Annotated in this window: 14 protein-coding genes; 9 read left to right on the plus strand and 5 right to left on the minus strand. The window is 61.6% G+C overall.

What is annotated here, in order from left to right:
- The first annotated feature begins 63 nt into the window (after positions 1–63).
- Complete coding sequence (locus FFI94_RS11350; protein ID WP_138873024.1) at positions 64–1,053, plus strand: glycosyltransferase; 990 nt, start codon at positions 64–66, stop codon at positions 1,051–1,053.
- Entirely contained in the window at positions 1,043–2,182 is a 1,140-nt protein-coding gene (gene rffA, locus FFI94_RS11355) for a dTDP-4-amino-4,6-dideoxygalactose transaminase (protein ID WP_138873025.1), read from the plus strand. Before FFI94_RS11350 ends, rffA begins: the two co-directional genes overlap by 11 nt.
- An 11-nt stretch (positions 2,183–2,193) precedes the next feature.
- Here the strand turns inward: rffA and FFI94_RS11360 are convergent, their stop codons facing one another.
- Entirely contained in the window at positions 2,194–3,186 is a 993-nt protein-coding gene (locus FFI94_RS11360; protein ID WP_138873026.1) for a serine hydrolase, read from the minus strand.
- Between the two features lie 76 nt (positions 3,187–3,262).
- Here FFI94_RS11360 and FFI94_RS11365 point away from each other — a divergent pair, with 76 nt between their 5' ends.
- The 6 genes from FFI94_RS11365 (at position 3,263) to FFI94_RS11390 (ending at position 8,962) form a co-directional block, all read left to right on the plus strand.
- On the plus strand, positions 3,263–5,617 hold the full coding sequence (locus FFI94_RS11365) for a Tex family protein (RefSeq protein WP_138873027.1): 2,355 nt from the start codon (positions 3,263–3,265) through the stop codon (positions 5,615–5,617).
- A gap of 105 nt (positions 5,618–5,722) precedes the next feature.
- Positions 5,723–6,610, plus strand: coding sequence for a hypothetical protein (locus FFI94_RS11370; RefSeq protein WP_138873028.1), 888 nt, complete (start codon positions 5,723–5,725; stop codon positions 6,608–6,610).
- Between the two features lie 89 nt (positions 6,611–6,699).
- A complete protein-coding gene (gene rplS / locus FFI94_RS11375) occupies positions 6,700–7,041 on the plus strand; it encodes a 50S ribosomal protein L19 (RefSeq protein WP_033236539.1) in 342 nt (113 codons plus the stop codon).
- Positions 7,042–7,095: 54 nt separating this feature from the next.
- A complete protein-coding gene (gene lepB / locus FFI94_RS11380) occupies positions 7,096–7,917 on the plus strand; it encodes a signal peptidase I (RefSeq protein ID WP_138873029.1) in 822 nt (273 codons plus the stop codon).
- Between the two features lie 12 nt (positions 7,918–7,929).
- Positions 7,930–8,619 (plus strand): ribonuclease HII, encoded by a 690-nt coding sequence (locus FFI94_RS11385; RefSeq protein ID WP_138873030.1) that lies wholly within the window; start codon positions 7,930–7,932, stop codon positions 8,617–8,619.
- Positions 8,620–8,656: 37 nt separating this feature from the next.
- Positions 8,657–8,962 (plus strand): DUF2469 domain-containing protein, encoded by a 306-nt coding sequence (locus FFI94_RS11390; RefSeq protein ID WP_003942715.1) that lies wholly within the window; start codon positions 8,657–8,659, stop codon positions 8,960–8,962.
- Between the two features lie 63 nt (positions 8,963–9,025).
- On the opposite strand, the gene FFI94_RS11395 is transcribed toward FFI94_RS11390, so the two are convergent.
- The 4 genes from FFI94_RS11395 to FFI94_RS11410 all read right to left on the minus strand — a co-directional run bounded on the left by FFI94_RS11395 (position 9,026) and on the right by FFI94_RS11410 (position 11,879).
- Positions 9,026–10,207: an RtcB family protein gene (locus FFI94_RS11395; RefSeq protein ID WP_138873031.1), complete on the minus strand. Its 1,182-nt coding sequence runs from the start codon at positions 10,205–10,207 to the stop codon at positions 9,026–9,028.
- A 97-nt stretch (positions 10,208–10,304) separates the two neighbouring features.
- Positions 10,305–10,523 carry a hypothetical protein gene (locus FFI94_RS11400; protein ID WP_138873032.1) on the minus strand — a complete coding sequence of 73 codons (219 nt, stop codon included), beginning with the start codon at positions 10,521–10,523 and terminating at the stop codon, positions 10,305–10,307.
- An 82-nt stretch (positions 10,524–10,605) separates the two neighbouring features.
- The gene (locus FFI94_RS11405) at positions 10,606–11,022 is read right to left on the minus strand and encodes a hypothetical protein (RefSeq protein WP_138873033.1); all 417 of its coding nucleotides are present in this window, start codon (positions 11,020–11,022) and stop codon (positions 10,606–10,608) included.
- 122 nt (positions 11,023–11,144) lie between these two features.
- Positions 11,145–11,879 carry a hypothetical protein gene (locus FFI94_RS11410; RefSeq protein ID WP_138873034.1) on the minus strand — a complete coding sequence of 245 codons (735 nt, stop codon included), beginning with the start codon at positions 11,877–11,879 and terminating at the stop codon, positions 11,145–11,147.
- A 522-nt stretch (positions 11,880–12,401) separates the two neighbouring features.
- On the opposite strand from FFI94_RS11410, the gene FFI94_RS11415 reads away from it, so the two are divergent.
- Complete coding sequence (locus FFI94_RS11415; protein WP_138873732.1) at positions 12,402–13,349, plus strand: alpha/beta hydrolase family protein; 948 nt, start codon at positions 12,402–12,404, stop codon at positions 13,347–13,349.
- The last annotated feature ends 79 nt before the right edge of the window (positions 13,350–13,428 follow it).

The following is a 13,428-nucleotide window of genomic DNA, read 5'->3' on the forward strand; positions in this document are numbered from 1 at the left end:
TGTGAGTCCGGTCGCACTGATCACTCGACCCTTCGTCGAGTTCCCGAAGGGAGCAGTAAGCGAGTGCACTCGATCTCCGTCGTGGTGCCCGTGTACCAGGGCGAACGCACGATTTCCGCTCTGGTCGACGAGCTGAACACTCTCACCGGCACCTGTGTTACCGCAGGTGGCGCCGAATTCTCGGTTGACGAGATCGTCCTTGTTCACGACAACGGCCCCGACCGCTCCGACGTGGTTCTCCTCGAGTTGGAGCGCCGCTTCGACCATGTGCGGGTGATCTGGCTGAGCCGCAACTACGGCCAGGACGCCGCCACGATCGCCGGTATGGCTGCTGCCCGCGGCGACTGGATCGTCACGATCGACGAGGACGGTCAGCACGACCCGGCATCGATCAGTGCGTTTCTCGACGCAGCATTGCGTGAACGTGCCGACCTCGTCTATTCGAAGCCGGTCAATACCCGACCGCACGGATTTCTCCGAAACGTGACGTCGCGGGGCGCAAAGATGGTTCTCGCGACGGTGTTTGCATTCCCGGCATCGGCGCAATTCGAAAGCTTCCGACTGGTTCGGGGCGACATCGCGAGGCAACTCGCGGAGGTCGCGGCAAACGGTGCGTACCTCGACGTCGCTCTGACGTGGGTTGTGGGTAACACCGCTACCGTTCCGGTCACCTTGCGCGCGGAGGGCCGAGAGGAATCCGGCTACAACTACCGCCGGTTGTTCTCACTGTTCTGGAAGATGGTGTTGTGCAGCGGAACCCGGGGGCTCCGGTTGGTCAGTTTGCTCGGGGTGACTCTGGCACTGGCCGGCGTGGTCGTTGCTGCGGTGATCTTCGTCCAGGCCATGACGGGCGACAACAACGATCCCGAAGGATGGGCGTCGATGATCGTGGCCTTGCTCGTCTGCTCGGGAGCAATCCTGTTCTCACTTGGTCTTATCGCCGAATATCTTGGGGTTGCATTGCATATTCTGGTGGGCAAACCGCTGTATCTGAAGGTAGACGCACCGCGGCCGGGCCTGGTCGACACGGACGGTGCCGTACGTGAACGCTGACCGCATCATCTTCAGCCGGCCCTACCGCGCCGAGAATGAATTGACCAATCTGGCAACGGTTCTGGAATCGGATCACATTCACGGTGACGGCACATTCACCGCCGCCTCCACCGCAAAGATCAAGGCGATCACCGGTGCACAGCATGCACTGCTGACAACCTCGTGCACTCACGCGCTCGAACTGGGTGCACTTCTGTTGGAGATCGGCCCGGGCGACGAGGTCGTTGTTCCGAGTTTTGCTTTCAGTTCCGCAGCGACCGCGGTCGCGCTGCGCGGGGCAACCGTCGTGTTCGTCGACATCGATCTGGAGACCGGCAACATCGATCCGGCCGCTGTCGCCGACGCGATCACACCGCGCACGAAAGCTGTGCTGGTCATGCATTACGGCGGCGTGGCCGCCGACATGGAACCGCTACTGGCACTTGCGAAGGAACACGGCTTTGCCCTGATCGAGGACAACGCGCACGGACTGGGCGGTACGTGGCGTGGCCGCACACTCGGCACGATCGGCACCATCGGCACCCAAAGTTTCCACGACACCAAGAACATTCACTGCGGCGAGGGCGGCGCACTGTTGCTCTCCGACGACGCACTGATGGAGCGCGCCGAGATCATCCGGGAGAAGGGCACGAACCGCGCTCGTTTCCTGCGAGGTCAGGTGGACAAATACTCGTGGCAGGACATCGGTTCGAGTTATCTGCCCAGCGAACTCAACGCGGCAGTACTCGACGCTCAACTAGCCGAGTTCGATGCGATTCACGCGAAGCGGCACAGCGTCTGGAACGGCTACAGCGAAAACCTGTCCGATTGGGCCAAGAATCACGACGTCCAACTGATGACTGTTCCCGAGGATCGTGAGCACACCGCGCATCTGTTCTACCTCCGCTTGCCGAACGAGCGCAGTCGCGATGCCATGATCCGGCACATGGCCGAACGCGGCGTCGTGGCACCGTTCCACTACGTGCCCCTCGATACGAGCGCGGCCGGGGTGCGTTACGGCCGAACGCCACAGCCGTGCGTCCGCAGTCTGCAGTTCTCGACCACAATCCTGCGGCTCCCGCTGTGGCCGATGCTCACAGCCGAACAGCAGGGCCGCGTCGTGGATGCTGCGGCGTCGTATCGCGGGTAGACCGAGCCGGTCTAGGGCCCGGACGCTTCCTGAACGGGCTTGTCACTTGCCGGCGTGGTGGGCGACCATTCGCCCACCGTGCCGTCGGGGAAGAGGATCTGCGTCACGCCGGTGATCGTGTCGCGGGCGTGGAGCGCACTTTCGTCGTTGGTGGCGTCCGTCATCGAGGTATCCGGTATGAGTCCGTAGTTTTCGTCGTCTTGGTACTGAATGTCCTCGCGGGCGGCGACGGTGACGATGAATCGGTTGTCCTCGCCGACGATGCCGGTGGTCAGATGGACCCACTGATCGCTGACACAGCACATCCACCCCTGTTTGACGGCAAGCACCGGCTCGTCGAACAACGCGTCCGGGAGGCCGAATCGCTGGTCGTAACCGTCGGCCGCTGTCGCCGTGGACTGGCGGAGGTGGTCGACGATCAGATTGATCCGATCCGCGCCCAGTTCTGCGGTGTCGTCGAGAACCCCGTCGTAGAAGGTGATCAGGTCGTGCGCCGTGGTTTCGGTGTTCCACCAGAATCCGTCGAGTGGTGCGGTGGTGGACGTCAACGAATACCGCTCGGCGACCCGGTCGACAAGGTCGGAACCGCCGGCTGCATCCCACAAGAGGTTGGCCGCGGTGTCGTCGGAAGATTCGAGCATGGCAGTCATGAGGGTGCGGTCGTCGTCGCCGAGTGGGCGCTCGCCACGCGAATCTTGATACAGAAGATCTTCGGTGATGAAAAGCTTTGCTACCGAAGCTGTTTCGATCTGCTGATCGCCGCCCGCTTCGAGATAGTTGCCCGTGGTCCGGTCGAACACGGCGATCGACGCCTCGGCGCCGCGATCAAGTGCCGCAGTACGCGCCTGTTCGATTCGCACGTCCAACGTGTCGGCGACCGGCATGTTCGTGTCGGGGAAGGGGGCAGTCTGGATTGGTGCGGCATGGTCCTGTCCCGAAGCGCATGATGCCGCAAGAGTAACTGCGGCAACAGTGGCTAGAACCCGGACGAACCGCGCAGTCATCAAATTCCCCCGGACTCCGGACACGGCGCTGTCTGCCGGTCTTCTTTGTCCCAGGATAGCGGTAGGCTCGGTTCTCGTGATTCTCAAGACCGTGAACCAGCGCATTGCCGAGGAACTCGACGTCCGCGAAGGGCAGGTGGCTGCGGCCGTAGACCTGTTGGACGGCGGGGCCACCGTGCCCTTTATCGCCCGGTATCGAAAAGAAGTCACCGGCACTCTCGACGACGCTCAATTGAGACTTCTCGAAGAGCGCCTGCGCTACCTCCGGGAGCTCGACGAGCGACGCGACGCCGTTCTCGTCGAGATCGAATCCCAGGGCAAACTCGACGACGCCTTGCGTGGTCAGATCATGCTCGCCGACACAAAAGCGCGGCTAGAAGACATCTACCTGCCGTTCAAGCCGAAGCGTCGCACCAAGGCGCAGATCGCCCGCGAGGCCGGGCACGAGCCCGTCGCAGATGCACTCATCGGGGATCCCACCACCGACCCCGCGCAGTATTCGGACGAGCAGCTCGACGGTGCGCGGTCGATTCTGGTCGAGCGCTTCGCCGAAGACGCCGATCTCGTCGGTGAATTGCGCGAGCTGATGTGGACTCGCGGACAGGTTGTTTCCGCGGTTCGCAAGGGCAAGGAAACTGATGGCTCGAAGTTTGCTGACTACTTCGAGTTCTCCGAACCATTCGCCAAACTTCCGTCTCACCGAATCCTGGCGGTCTTGCGCGGAGAGAAGGAAGAAGTGCTGTCGGTGACGATGGCCCCCGACACCGTGGAACTGGCACCGGGGGAGCGGACCGTCTACGAAGGCCGTATCGCCACCCGGTTCGACATCGCGGATCGCGGACGCGCAGCCGACGGCTGGCTGCTCGACACCGTCCGATGGGCGTGGCGGACCAAGTTCGCGGTCACCCTCGGCGTCGACGTGCGGATGCGGCTACGTCAGTCCGCGGAGAAGGACGCCGTCGACGTGTTCGCGACCAACCTCAAGGACCTACTCCTGGCGGCGCCCGCCGGCGCTCGTCCGACCATGGGGCTCGACCCCGGATTCCGCACGGGCACAAAGGTTGCCGTCGTCGACGGTACGGGCAAGGTTGTTGCGTACGAGACCATTTACCCGCATCAGCCTCACAACAAGCGAGACGCCGCGCTGGCCACACTGGCGAGCTTGGTAGCCAAGCACGGCGTCGAATTGATCGCCATCGGCAACGGCACCGCGTCCCGCGAGACCGACACGTTGGCCGCCGACTTGATCACCAAGTCCGGCGCCACCAATCTCACCAAGATCGTTGTCTCCGAAGCCGGTGCGTCCGTGTACTCCGCGTCGGCGTACGCATCTGCGGAACTGCCGGACCTCGACGTGTCCATCCGCGGGGCCGTCTCCATCGCCCGTCGCCTCCAGGATCCGCTCGCCGAACTGGTGAAGATCGACCCGAAGTCCATCGGCGTCGGTCAGTACCAGCACGACATCACCGAATCGCTCCTCTCTCGTTCACTCAACGCGGTGGTCGAGGATGCTGTGAACTCGGTGGGTGTCGACGTGAACACGGCGTCCGTCCCGCTCCTCGCCCGCGTCTCGGGTATCGCCGGTTCACTGGCGGAAAGCATTGTTTCGCATCGAGATCAGAATGGTCCGTTCCGAACGCGCAAGGCACTCAAGGACGTCTCGCGATTGGGACCCAAGGCGTTCGAGCAGTGTGCGGGCTTCCTCCGCATCGCCGACGGCGACGACCCGCTCGATGCGTCGAGTGTGCACCCCGAGGCGTATCCCGTCGTTCGCAAGATTGTCGCGAGCGCCGGTGGTGACGTCAGTAGCGTCATCGGCAATGCGACGGCACTGCGTACGGTACGGGCCGCTGATTTTGTCGACGACCGCTTCGGTCTTCCCACCGTCACCGACATCATTGCCGAGCTCGAGAAGCCGGGCCGCGATCCGCGTCCGGAGTTCAAGACGGCCACTTTTGCCGCGGGTATCGAGAAGGTCGCACACCTCAAGCCGGGAATGGTGCTCGAAGGTGTGGTCACCAATGTCGCTGCCTTCGGTGCCTTTGTCGACGTGGGAGTGCACCAGGACGGTTTGGTTCACGTCTCCGCAATGTCGCACAGCTTCGTCAAGGACCCGCGAGAAGTGGTGAAGTCGGGTGATGTCGTCAAGGTCAAGGTGCTCGAGGTCGACGAAGCTCGCCAACGCATCGCGCTGACGCTGCGACTCGACGACGAGGTTGGTGCGCCGCCGCGAAAGTCCGACGGTCCTCGCGGTGGGCAGAGCCCGCGTCAAGGTCAAGGTGGGCAGAGCCCGCGGCAGGGTCAAGGTGGGCAGCAACAGCGTCGCGGAGGTGCGCAGCAGCAGGGCGGTCGGGACAAGCGTCCCGACAACCGGGCGCCCGCATCCGGGTCGATGGCCGACGCGTTGCGCAATGCGGGCTTCGGTAAATAACCGCAACGCGGCTCGGCAAATAGCGTAGTTCGAGAGATTCGGCCAGCCCGGTTTGCCACAATTGACCGGAACCGGGTTGGTTCGTTTCTGGAGTGAGGGCAGTGAATGCGAGAGTGGCTCGACCGCGAGATCATCGGCCACGGCCGATTGCCGCTGCTGTTCTTCCTGCTCGGCTTTCTCGCTGCATTTTTGTTCATCCGGCTGAGTGTGCGGATGATCCGTGCGCAGGTGAAGTGGTGGCCGGGCAACATCACTCCGGGTGGTCAGCACGTTCACCACGTTGTCTTCGGCGTTGTTGCCATGGTCGCGTCCGGCGGCGCTCTCATTGCGGTGTACGTGGACGGTTCCCAAACCACGGGCGCTGTTCTCGCCGCGATCTTCGGGATGGGTGCCGCGCTGGTGCTCGACGAGTTTGCGCTCATCTTCTATCTGAAGGACGTCTACTGGTCGGAGCAGGGCCGGACGTCGGTTGACGCCGTTTTTGTCGCGATCGCGGTGACGGGCCTCGTCCTGCTCGGATTCCGGCCGCTCGAATTGCTGGACCTGGCCGGTTTTCGTAAAGAGCGGGATCCGTGGATCAAGTTGGCGTTCGTGTTCGTCGCGCTGTTCAACTTCGCTCTGGCGGCCATCGTGATCCTCAAAGGCAAGATCTGGACGGGGCTCGTTGGCCTGTTCGTCTTCCCGTTGCTGGTGATCGGCGCAATCCGTCTGAGTCGTCCCGGCGCGCCGTGGGCCCGGTGGCGGTACACACGCAAGCCGAAACGGATGAATCGCGCGATCGAACGCGAACGAAAATGGCGACGGCCCGTCATCCGGGCCAAGATCTACGTCCAGGATCTGATTGCCGGGTCGCCGAGCGTCGAACACGCGATGACCGCTGCCGAGGAAGAACTCGACCACACGATTCACCCGGCTCCGCCACCTCCGGTTTCGCCCTTGTTGTCGTCGTCTGGCACAATGGACGGGTTGCCTGGACCAGGCAGCAGTACTTGATCTGGGCACGAACCAGTCGAGCGTCGTATCGGGTTAACCGAAGCGCCGCCGCTCGGTTCCTCTGCTCCTGCGAAATGCAAGGATGACACATGAACACTTTGGACTTCCTGGATAAGAAGTCGCTGCGCGACGACATTCCTGACTTCCGCCCCGGCGACACGCTCAACGTGAACGTCAAGGTTATCGAAGGCTCGAAGGAGCGCGTGCAGGTCTTCAAGGGCGTCGTTATTCGTCGTCAGGGTGGCGGCGTTCGCGAAACCTTCACCGTCCGCAAGGTTTCCTTCGGCGTCGGTGTCGAGCGTACGTTCCCGGTTCACAGCCCCACGCTGGCCTCCATCGAGGTTCTGACCCGCGGTGACGTTCGTCGCGCGAAGCTGTACTACCTGCGCGAGCTGCGCGGCAAGAAGGCAAAGATCAAGGAAAAGCGCTGATCTTTCTTATTGGCCCGGCACCGCGTACTCGCGGTGTCGGGCTAATCTGTTTCTGTGGCAGATTCTTCGAAGGAGCAGGCATTGTCGTCCGGACCCGAGAATCAGGATGGAACAGGTAATCCCGAGGAACAGAACACTCCTCGACCACAGGCATCACATCGATCACACAAGAAACAGCGATCGTTCTTCCGGGAGCTCCCGATACTGATCGGGGTGGCGCTGGTTCTCAGCATCGTCCTGCAAGCTTTCGTCTTTCGCGTTTTTCTCATTCCGTCCGAGTCGATGGAACCGACCCTGCACGGCTGTGCGGGATGTACCGGTGACCGCATCGTGGTGGAAAAGATCGGATACCGCTTCGGCGATCCGCAGCCCGGCGACGTAGTCGTCTTCAAGGGCCCCGATTCGTGGAACACCCACTACACCTCCACGCGGTCCGACAACGTCGTGGTCCGTGGCATCCAGGAGGTCGGCTCGTGGGTCGGCCTGGTTCCGCCGGACGAGAACGACCTGGTCAAGCGCGTCATTGCCACCGGCGGACAGACCGTCGAGTGCTGCGACGAACAGGGCCGAGTCCTCGTGGACGGCAAACCGCTCGACGAGCCGTACGTCAAGATGGACTTCCCCTTCACTCCCGGTGTTCAGGATTGCCAAACCGCTGTTCAGTCCGGCCGTTGCTTTGCGCCTGTCATCGTTCCCGAGGGACACGTGTGGGTGATGGGAGACAACCGGAGTAATTCCGCCGATTCGCGCGCCCATGTGCAGGACGAGTTCCAGGGGACGATTCCGCTCGACAACATCATCGGTCAGGCACGCTTCATCGTTCTCCCGCCCTCACGGATGGGTAGCATCAGTTCACCTGATCCCCAAAGCAATTGAGTGCACAAGACCGTGAGTAGTTCGAGTAGCTGGCCGCCCCGCGTAGTCATTCGCAGATCAACAGGTTTGCGCACGATGGAGTCTGCGCTGTATCGAACGGGGATGGGCCCGGTTGCCGGGGTCGACGAAGCCGGCCGTGGTGCGTGCGCCGGGCCACTGGTCATCGCGGCGTGTGTTCTGGCGCCGAAACCACATGCGGCCCTTGCGCGTCTCGACGATTCGAAGAAGCTCACCGAACGCGCCCGCGAAGAACTCTTTCCGGAGATCAAGCGACTGGCATTGTCCTGGTGCGTGATTTCTGTCGAGGCCGAGGAAATCGATCGGATCGGCATCCACGTCGCGAACATCGAGGGGATGCGACGCGCTGTTGCCGGCCTCGAGACTCCGCCCGGATACGTGCTCACCGACGGGTTTCGAGTTCCCGGATTACCTGCGCCGTCGTTGCCGGTTATCGGTGGTGACGCCGCGGCCGCGTGCATCGCAGCCGCCAGTGTGCTCGCCAAAGTGACGCGTGATCACGTCATGGAAGATATGGACGGCACCCATCCCGGTTACGGCTTTGCGATCCACAAGGGGTACAGCACGCCGGTGCACATGGACGCGCTCGACGAGCTGGGTCCGTGTCCGCAGCACCGCATGACATACGCCAATGTTGTTGCTGCGGGACTCCGGGTGGAGCAGCGCGCGGGGCATACGGGATGATGAAGGTTCAGACGAACTGGGAGGACTGGCTAAACCGATGAGTGCCGAGGATCTCGAGAAGTACGAAACCGAGATGGAGCTGTCGCTCTACCGCGAATACCGGGACATCGTCGGACAGTTCTCCTACGTCGTGGAGACCGAACGACGATTTTATCTCGCCAACACGGTCGAGTTGCTGCCCCATAATTCGGATGGCGAGATCTACTTCGAACTGCGGATGTCCGACGCGTGGGTGTGGGACATGTACCGCCCGGCGCGATTCGTGAAATACGTCCGCGTTGTGACGTTCAAGGATGTCAACATCGAAGAACTGGACAAGCCGGATCTGCGCCTGCCCGACTGAGCTGTGCCTACAATGACGGCCTCGCCGATTTAGGCGAGGCCGTCATTGTCTTTTTTGCTCAGGTCAGTCGCCCTTCACGTTGACGATCTGACGCAGTGTGTGACGGATTTCGACCAAGTCCTTGGCGTCGTCCATCACGACATCGATGTCCTTGTATGCACCCGGGATCTCGTCGAGGAATGCCTTCGAGCGCTTGTACTCGATACCGACCATCGCTTTGTCCAGGTCGTCGATCGTGAATGTTCGCCTTGCCTTGTTCCTGGCGTACACACGACCGGCGCCGTGCGGGCTCGACTTGAACGACGGCACGTTGCCCTTGCCGACCACGACGTAGCTGGCAGTCCCCATGGACCCTGGGATGAGTCCGGGCACGCCCACGTCAGCCTTGATCGCGCCCTTCCTGCTCAACCACACACCGCGACCCATATGGAATTCCTTCTGGGTGAAGTTGTGGTGGCAGTTGATCCTCTCGAGTTCTTCGACGACAGCCGGGCCGTTGTCGCCCATGAAGTGCGCGAAGTCTTTCACGACTCGATCCATCATTTCCTCCCGATTCAACAGCGCAAAATGCTGCGCCCAATTGAGATCGGTTATGTAGCAGTCGAATTCGGGTGTCTTCTCGACCAGGTAGGCGAGATCCCGATCCGGGAGGTCGATGTGCCAACGGGCGCACAGTTCCTGGGCGACCTTGATGTGGTGCTGTGCGATCTTGTTGCCGACGCCGCGGCTACCCGAGTGCAGGAACAGCCACACACCGTCATTCTCATCAAGGGTGACCTCGATGAAGTGATTGCCCGACCCCAGTGTTCCCAGTTGGAAACGCCAGTTGTTCTTGAACTTGTCGTAGAAGGGCAGCCGATCGCCGGCCATCGATTCGAGCTCTGCGATACGGGTCTGCGCGGTTGCGGTCAGTGTCTTGTTGTAGACGCCGGCCGACAGGGGGACAGATCGTTCGATGCTGTGGCGAAGTACGCTCAGATCGCGACCGGTGAGGTCCTGAGCGTTGTACTGGGTCTTGACCGCGATCATTCCGCAGCCGATATCCACTCCGACGGCGGCGGGCATGATCGCACCTTCCGTCGGGATGACCGAACCCACCGTCGCTCCCGCACCGAGGTGCGCATCAGGCATCAATGCCAGATGTGGACGGACAAAAGGCATCCGAGACGTGCGCAGCGCTTGCTCGCGAGTTTTCTCGTCGAGTATCGATGCCCAGTTCCACAGCCTTTCGGTGATCTTCTCCATCAGTTCTCTCCCACATAGTGCACGTCGAGGGCCTGCTGGCCCCTGTAGTGTGCGGGATCAACCATGCGCGCCGAGAGGTGGTGTGCGCAACCTATTTTCAGTTCCGAAGGCCGTCGGCCAGCTCGTAGATACGGCCGACGTACTTCTCCTGGAAGGCTTTTCGGGCGGCCGCAGCCTGATGTTCAGCCCCGGCGTGCGTGTAGACGTACTCGAGATGGACCAAACTCTCGCCGATGTCGACGCGGCGCTGATCGAGCACCGTCAACTCCTCGACCAGCCGCGCCAACTCGCCGGTTGCGTCCGTTGCTTCGTCCATGGCGGTCCTCGATGTGCTCGTCGATACGTCCTGAGTCCAGGCTAGCACCATTCGAACAAATATTCGAAGGGTGTTTTCATGTTCAGCTGCCGGGAATGAAGCCCGGATACACGAAGTGTCCCGGCCCGCCGCCGGGCAGGCCAGATCCGGACACGTTGGGCACATTGGCTTGGAGGCGAATCAGTTTGTGCGGATTGCCGTTCTGATCGGCCTGCCAGCATCCGGTCAGGACGCCGTGAAATGCCGTGCACACAATGCGTGTGCTGGTGCCGAACGGTGACGTGAGCCGGTCTTGATTCACAAACGGATTCCAGTAATCCGGATTCTCGGGGGTCAGGAAATTCGAGGTGTCGAACGGTACCGATGGGCTCGGGTACGGCGGAATCGGCGGCCACTCGTCCTGAGCCTGCGCGATCGCCGTGCTGCCGAGGGCAACTGCTGCGACCGAAGCTGCGACGACGGCAGCTTGGGCGATATGACGCGTTCGCGGTTGTGTCATTTGTCGAGAATAGGGGCGCCGCTGCACGCTGCTGGGCTAATCCAGGCCACAGTTCGATGTCGAAATAGGCAGAGCCGCCAGCACGTGCCGGCGACTCTGCCCACTGTCTTCCCCGAGCTGAGTCAGCTCATATTGCCGATCACATTGCCCAGGATTCCGCCGATGACGTTGCTCATCGATCCCTGCGGGTCGGTGAGGGAGCCGAATACCTGGCCCGATCCGGTGTTCACCGAGCCGAAGCCCATATCCTCGAGGCTGCCTGCGCCGGCCTCGACCGGGTTGGGCTGGCGGACGGTGACGCACACGCCCATCGGGTTGATGTTCCAGTCGCCTGCCGCGAGCACGATGTTGGTGCCTGCGCCGCTGTCGAGTTTGCTGCCGACGACGGCGTCATCGGGAACCTTGTAGGTGGTTTCCAAGGCGATGACGCCGCCACCCGCTGTGGTCCACCCGGTGCCCTTTGCGACTACAGAATTATTGGCGATGACGGCGGTGCCGGTGACATCTTCCCAGCTCTGGCCCCCGACAAGCCATTTGACGTTCAGGCGAGCTTTCACCAGCTGGAATCCTGCCGGATGGAAGTCACGGATCTGGTTGACGAGAGCTCCTGAGCCGGACACCTTGGTGAGGTACGTGACGGTCTGCCCGGGTGCGACAGTGCCGTCCCCGACAACCTCTTTGCTGACGGTGTACGGCAGTCCCCAGGAGCCGGCCCAGTCGTCGGTGACCGACTGGCTGAGCGCGCAGGCGGGTGAAGCTTGTGCTACCGAGGCGCCGAGTCCGACGGTGACGCCGGTGGCGAGGAGGACGAGGGAGGCAGTGGTCGCTACTGCGTGGCGTAGTGAGCGGCGTGACATGTAGAACTCCATTCAGCGAATTGCAGTGGTCTTGTAGGTTCGAGCAAAACTATAACCAGTTCTACTGGACTTTTGTTCAACTCGTGGCCTGTTTCGAAATATTGGTTATTTTGCAGCGAATCGCTACCTTGAGTCATCATCGACCGGCGCACCGCCTGGTGATATCCCTCGCGCACTTCTGGCGAATTGCTGCTGGCAAAATGTGGTTTCGGCGGAAGGAACCGCGGTCCAGGGGCTGCCCCCGCGCCTGACGCCCGACAGCGTGAGCAACTCGGGCGATGTGGTGAATTGTGTTTCCCGCCACCTGAATTCGTTCGCCTGTTCTGTTTGTCGGAATGCTGCGTTGACCTCGAATTTGTAACGCCGGAGCCCCGTCGAAGGGGTAGACACCACAGACACTGGAACGACAATGCACTTACCGAGACGCAATCTTCACGGGCGTCTCGGGGAAAGACAGTTTTGCAGAGAATCAATCACACGTTGTCCGAGCGCACTACCCGGCGGGCGAAGGTACTGGCCGCGATGTTGTCGCTACTACTTCTCGGTGGGATCTTCGGCCCCACGGTGGCGTCCGCTGCTCCCGAGCGCGCCGCGTCACCGGTTCGTTCGGTGCCCTGGGGTGGGTACGAGGAGTTGTGGGTGCCGTCATCGATGGGAAACATCAAGGTTCAGGTGCAGTGGGCGGCACGGGGCGGCAATGCCGCCCTCTATCTGCTCGACGGTCTTCGTGCTCGCAACGACAGCAATGCGTGGAGTTTCGAGACGAATGCGCTCGATCAGTATCGCAACGACAACATCACTTTGGTGATGCCGGTGGGCGGTGAGTCCAGTTTCTACACGGACTGGTACGCGCCGTCGAATTTCAATGCTCAGCCGATCACCTACAGGTGGGAAACATTTCTCACGCGAGAACTTCCTGATTTCCTTGCCGGGTACGGTGTTTCGCCGACAAACAATGCAATAGTCGGGCTGTCGATGGGTGGCAGCGCAGCGTTGAACCTGGCAGGGCACCATCGAGATCAGTTCAAGTTCGCGGGCTCGCTGTCCGGGTACATCAACATTTCCGCGCCGGGGATGCGTGAAGCGATTCGCGTAGCGATGTACGACGCCGGACGGTACAACGTCGACTCGATGTGGGGGCCGCCGTGGTCATCTGGCTGGATTCGCAATGACCCGTTTGTCAACGCCGAATTGCTTCGTGGACTGCCGATGTATATTTCGGCGTCGAACGGCATTCCCGGCCCGTACGACAATCCTTCGACGCCGGTCGAGTATCTCAACACCGCGTCGGGAATGGGACTCGAATTGCTCGCTCTGGTGCATGCGCGTTCATTCGAGTTGCGTCTGCAATCGATGGGAATTCCGGCGACGTTCAGCTTTCCGGCGTGGGGTATCCATTCGTGGGCGAATTGGTCGGCTGAACTCTGGATGGCCCGCGGTCAGATCCTCGATGTGATGAATGCGTGGTGACTGACTCGGCATAAGAATTCCACAGGTGCCTGGTTATCAACAGGTGGGTTTTCTTTTTGTTCGGGTGTGGTGTGGGTGG

Origin of the sequence: Rhodococcus sp. KBS0724, from assembly GCF_005938745.2 — a bacterium.
Lineage (GTDB): Bacteria > Actinomycetota > Actinomycetes > Mycobacteriales > Mycobacteriaceae > Rhodococcus_F.

Coding starts and splice junctions, on each gene's coding strand:
- FFI94_RS11405 (WP_138873033.1), bottom strand. CDS start 11,022: ATGACACAACCGCGAACGCGTCATATCGCCCAAGCTGCCGTCGTCGCA.
- rplS (WP_033236539.1), top strand. CDS start 6,700: ATGAACACTTTGGACTTCCTGGATAAGAAGTCGCTGCGCGACGACATT.
- FFI94_RS11360 (WP_138873026.1), bottom strand. CDS start 3,186: ATGACTGCGCGGTTCGTCCGGGTTCTAGCCACTGTTGCCGCAGTTACT.
- FFI94_RS11400 (WP_138873032.1), bottom strand. CDS start 10,523: ATGGACGAAGCAACGGACGCAACCGGCGAGTTGGCGCGGCTGGTCGAG.
- FFI94_RS11395 (WP_138873031.1), bottom strand. CDS start 10,207: ATGGAGAAGATCACCGAAAGGCTGTGGAACTGGGCATCGATACTCGAC.
- FFI94_RS11390 (WP_003942715.1), top strand. CDS start 8,657: ATGAGTGCCGAGGATCTCGAGAAGTACGAAACCGAGATGGAGCTGTCG.
- FFI94_RS11370 (WP_138873028.1), top strand. CDS start 5,723: ATGCGAGAGTGGCTCGACCGCGAGATCATCGGCCACGGCCGATTGCCG.
- FFI94_RS11415 (WP_138873732.1), top strand. CDS start 12,402: ATGTTGTCGCTACTACTTCTCGGTGGGATCTTCGGCCCCACGGTGGCG.
- FFI94_RS11410 (WP_138873034.1), bottom strand. CDS start 11,879: ATGTCACGCCGCTCACTACGCCACGCAGTAGCGACCACTGCCTCCCTC.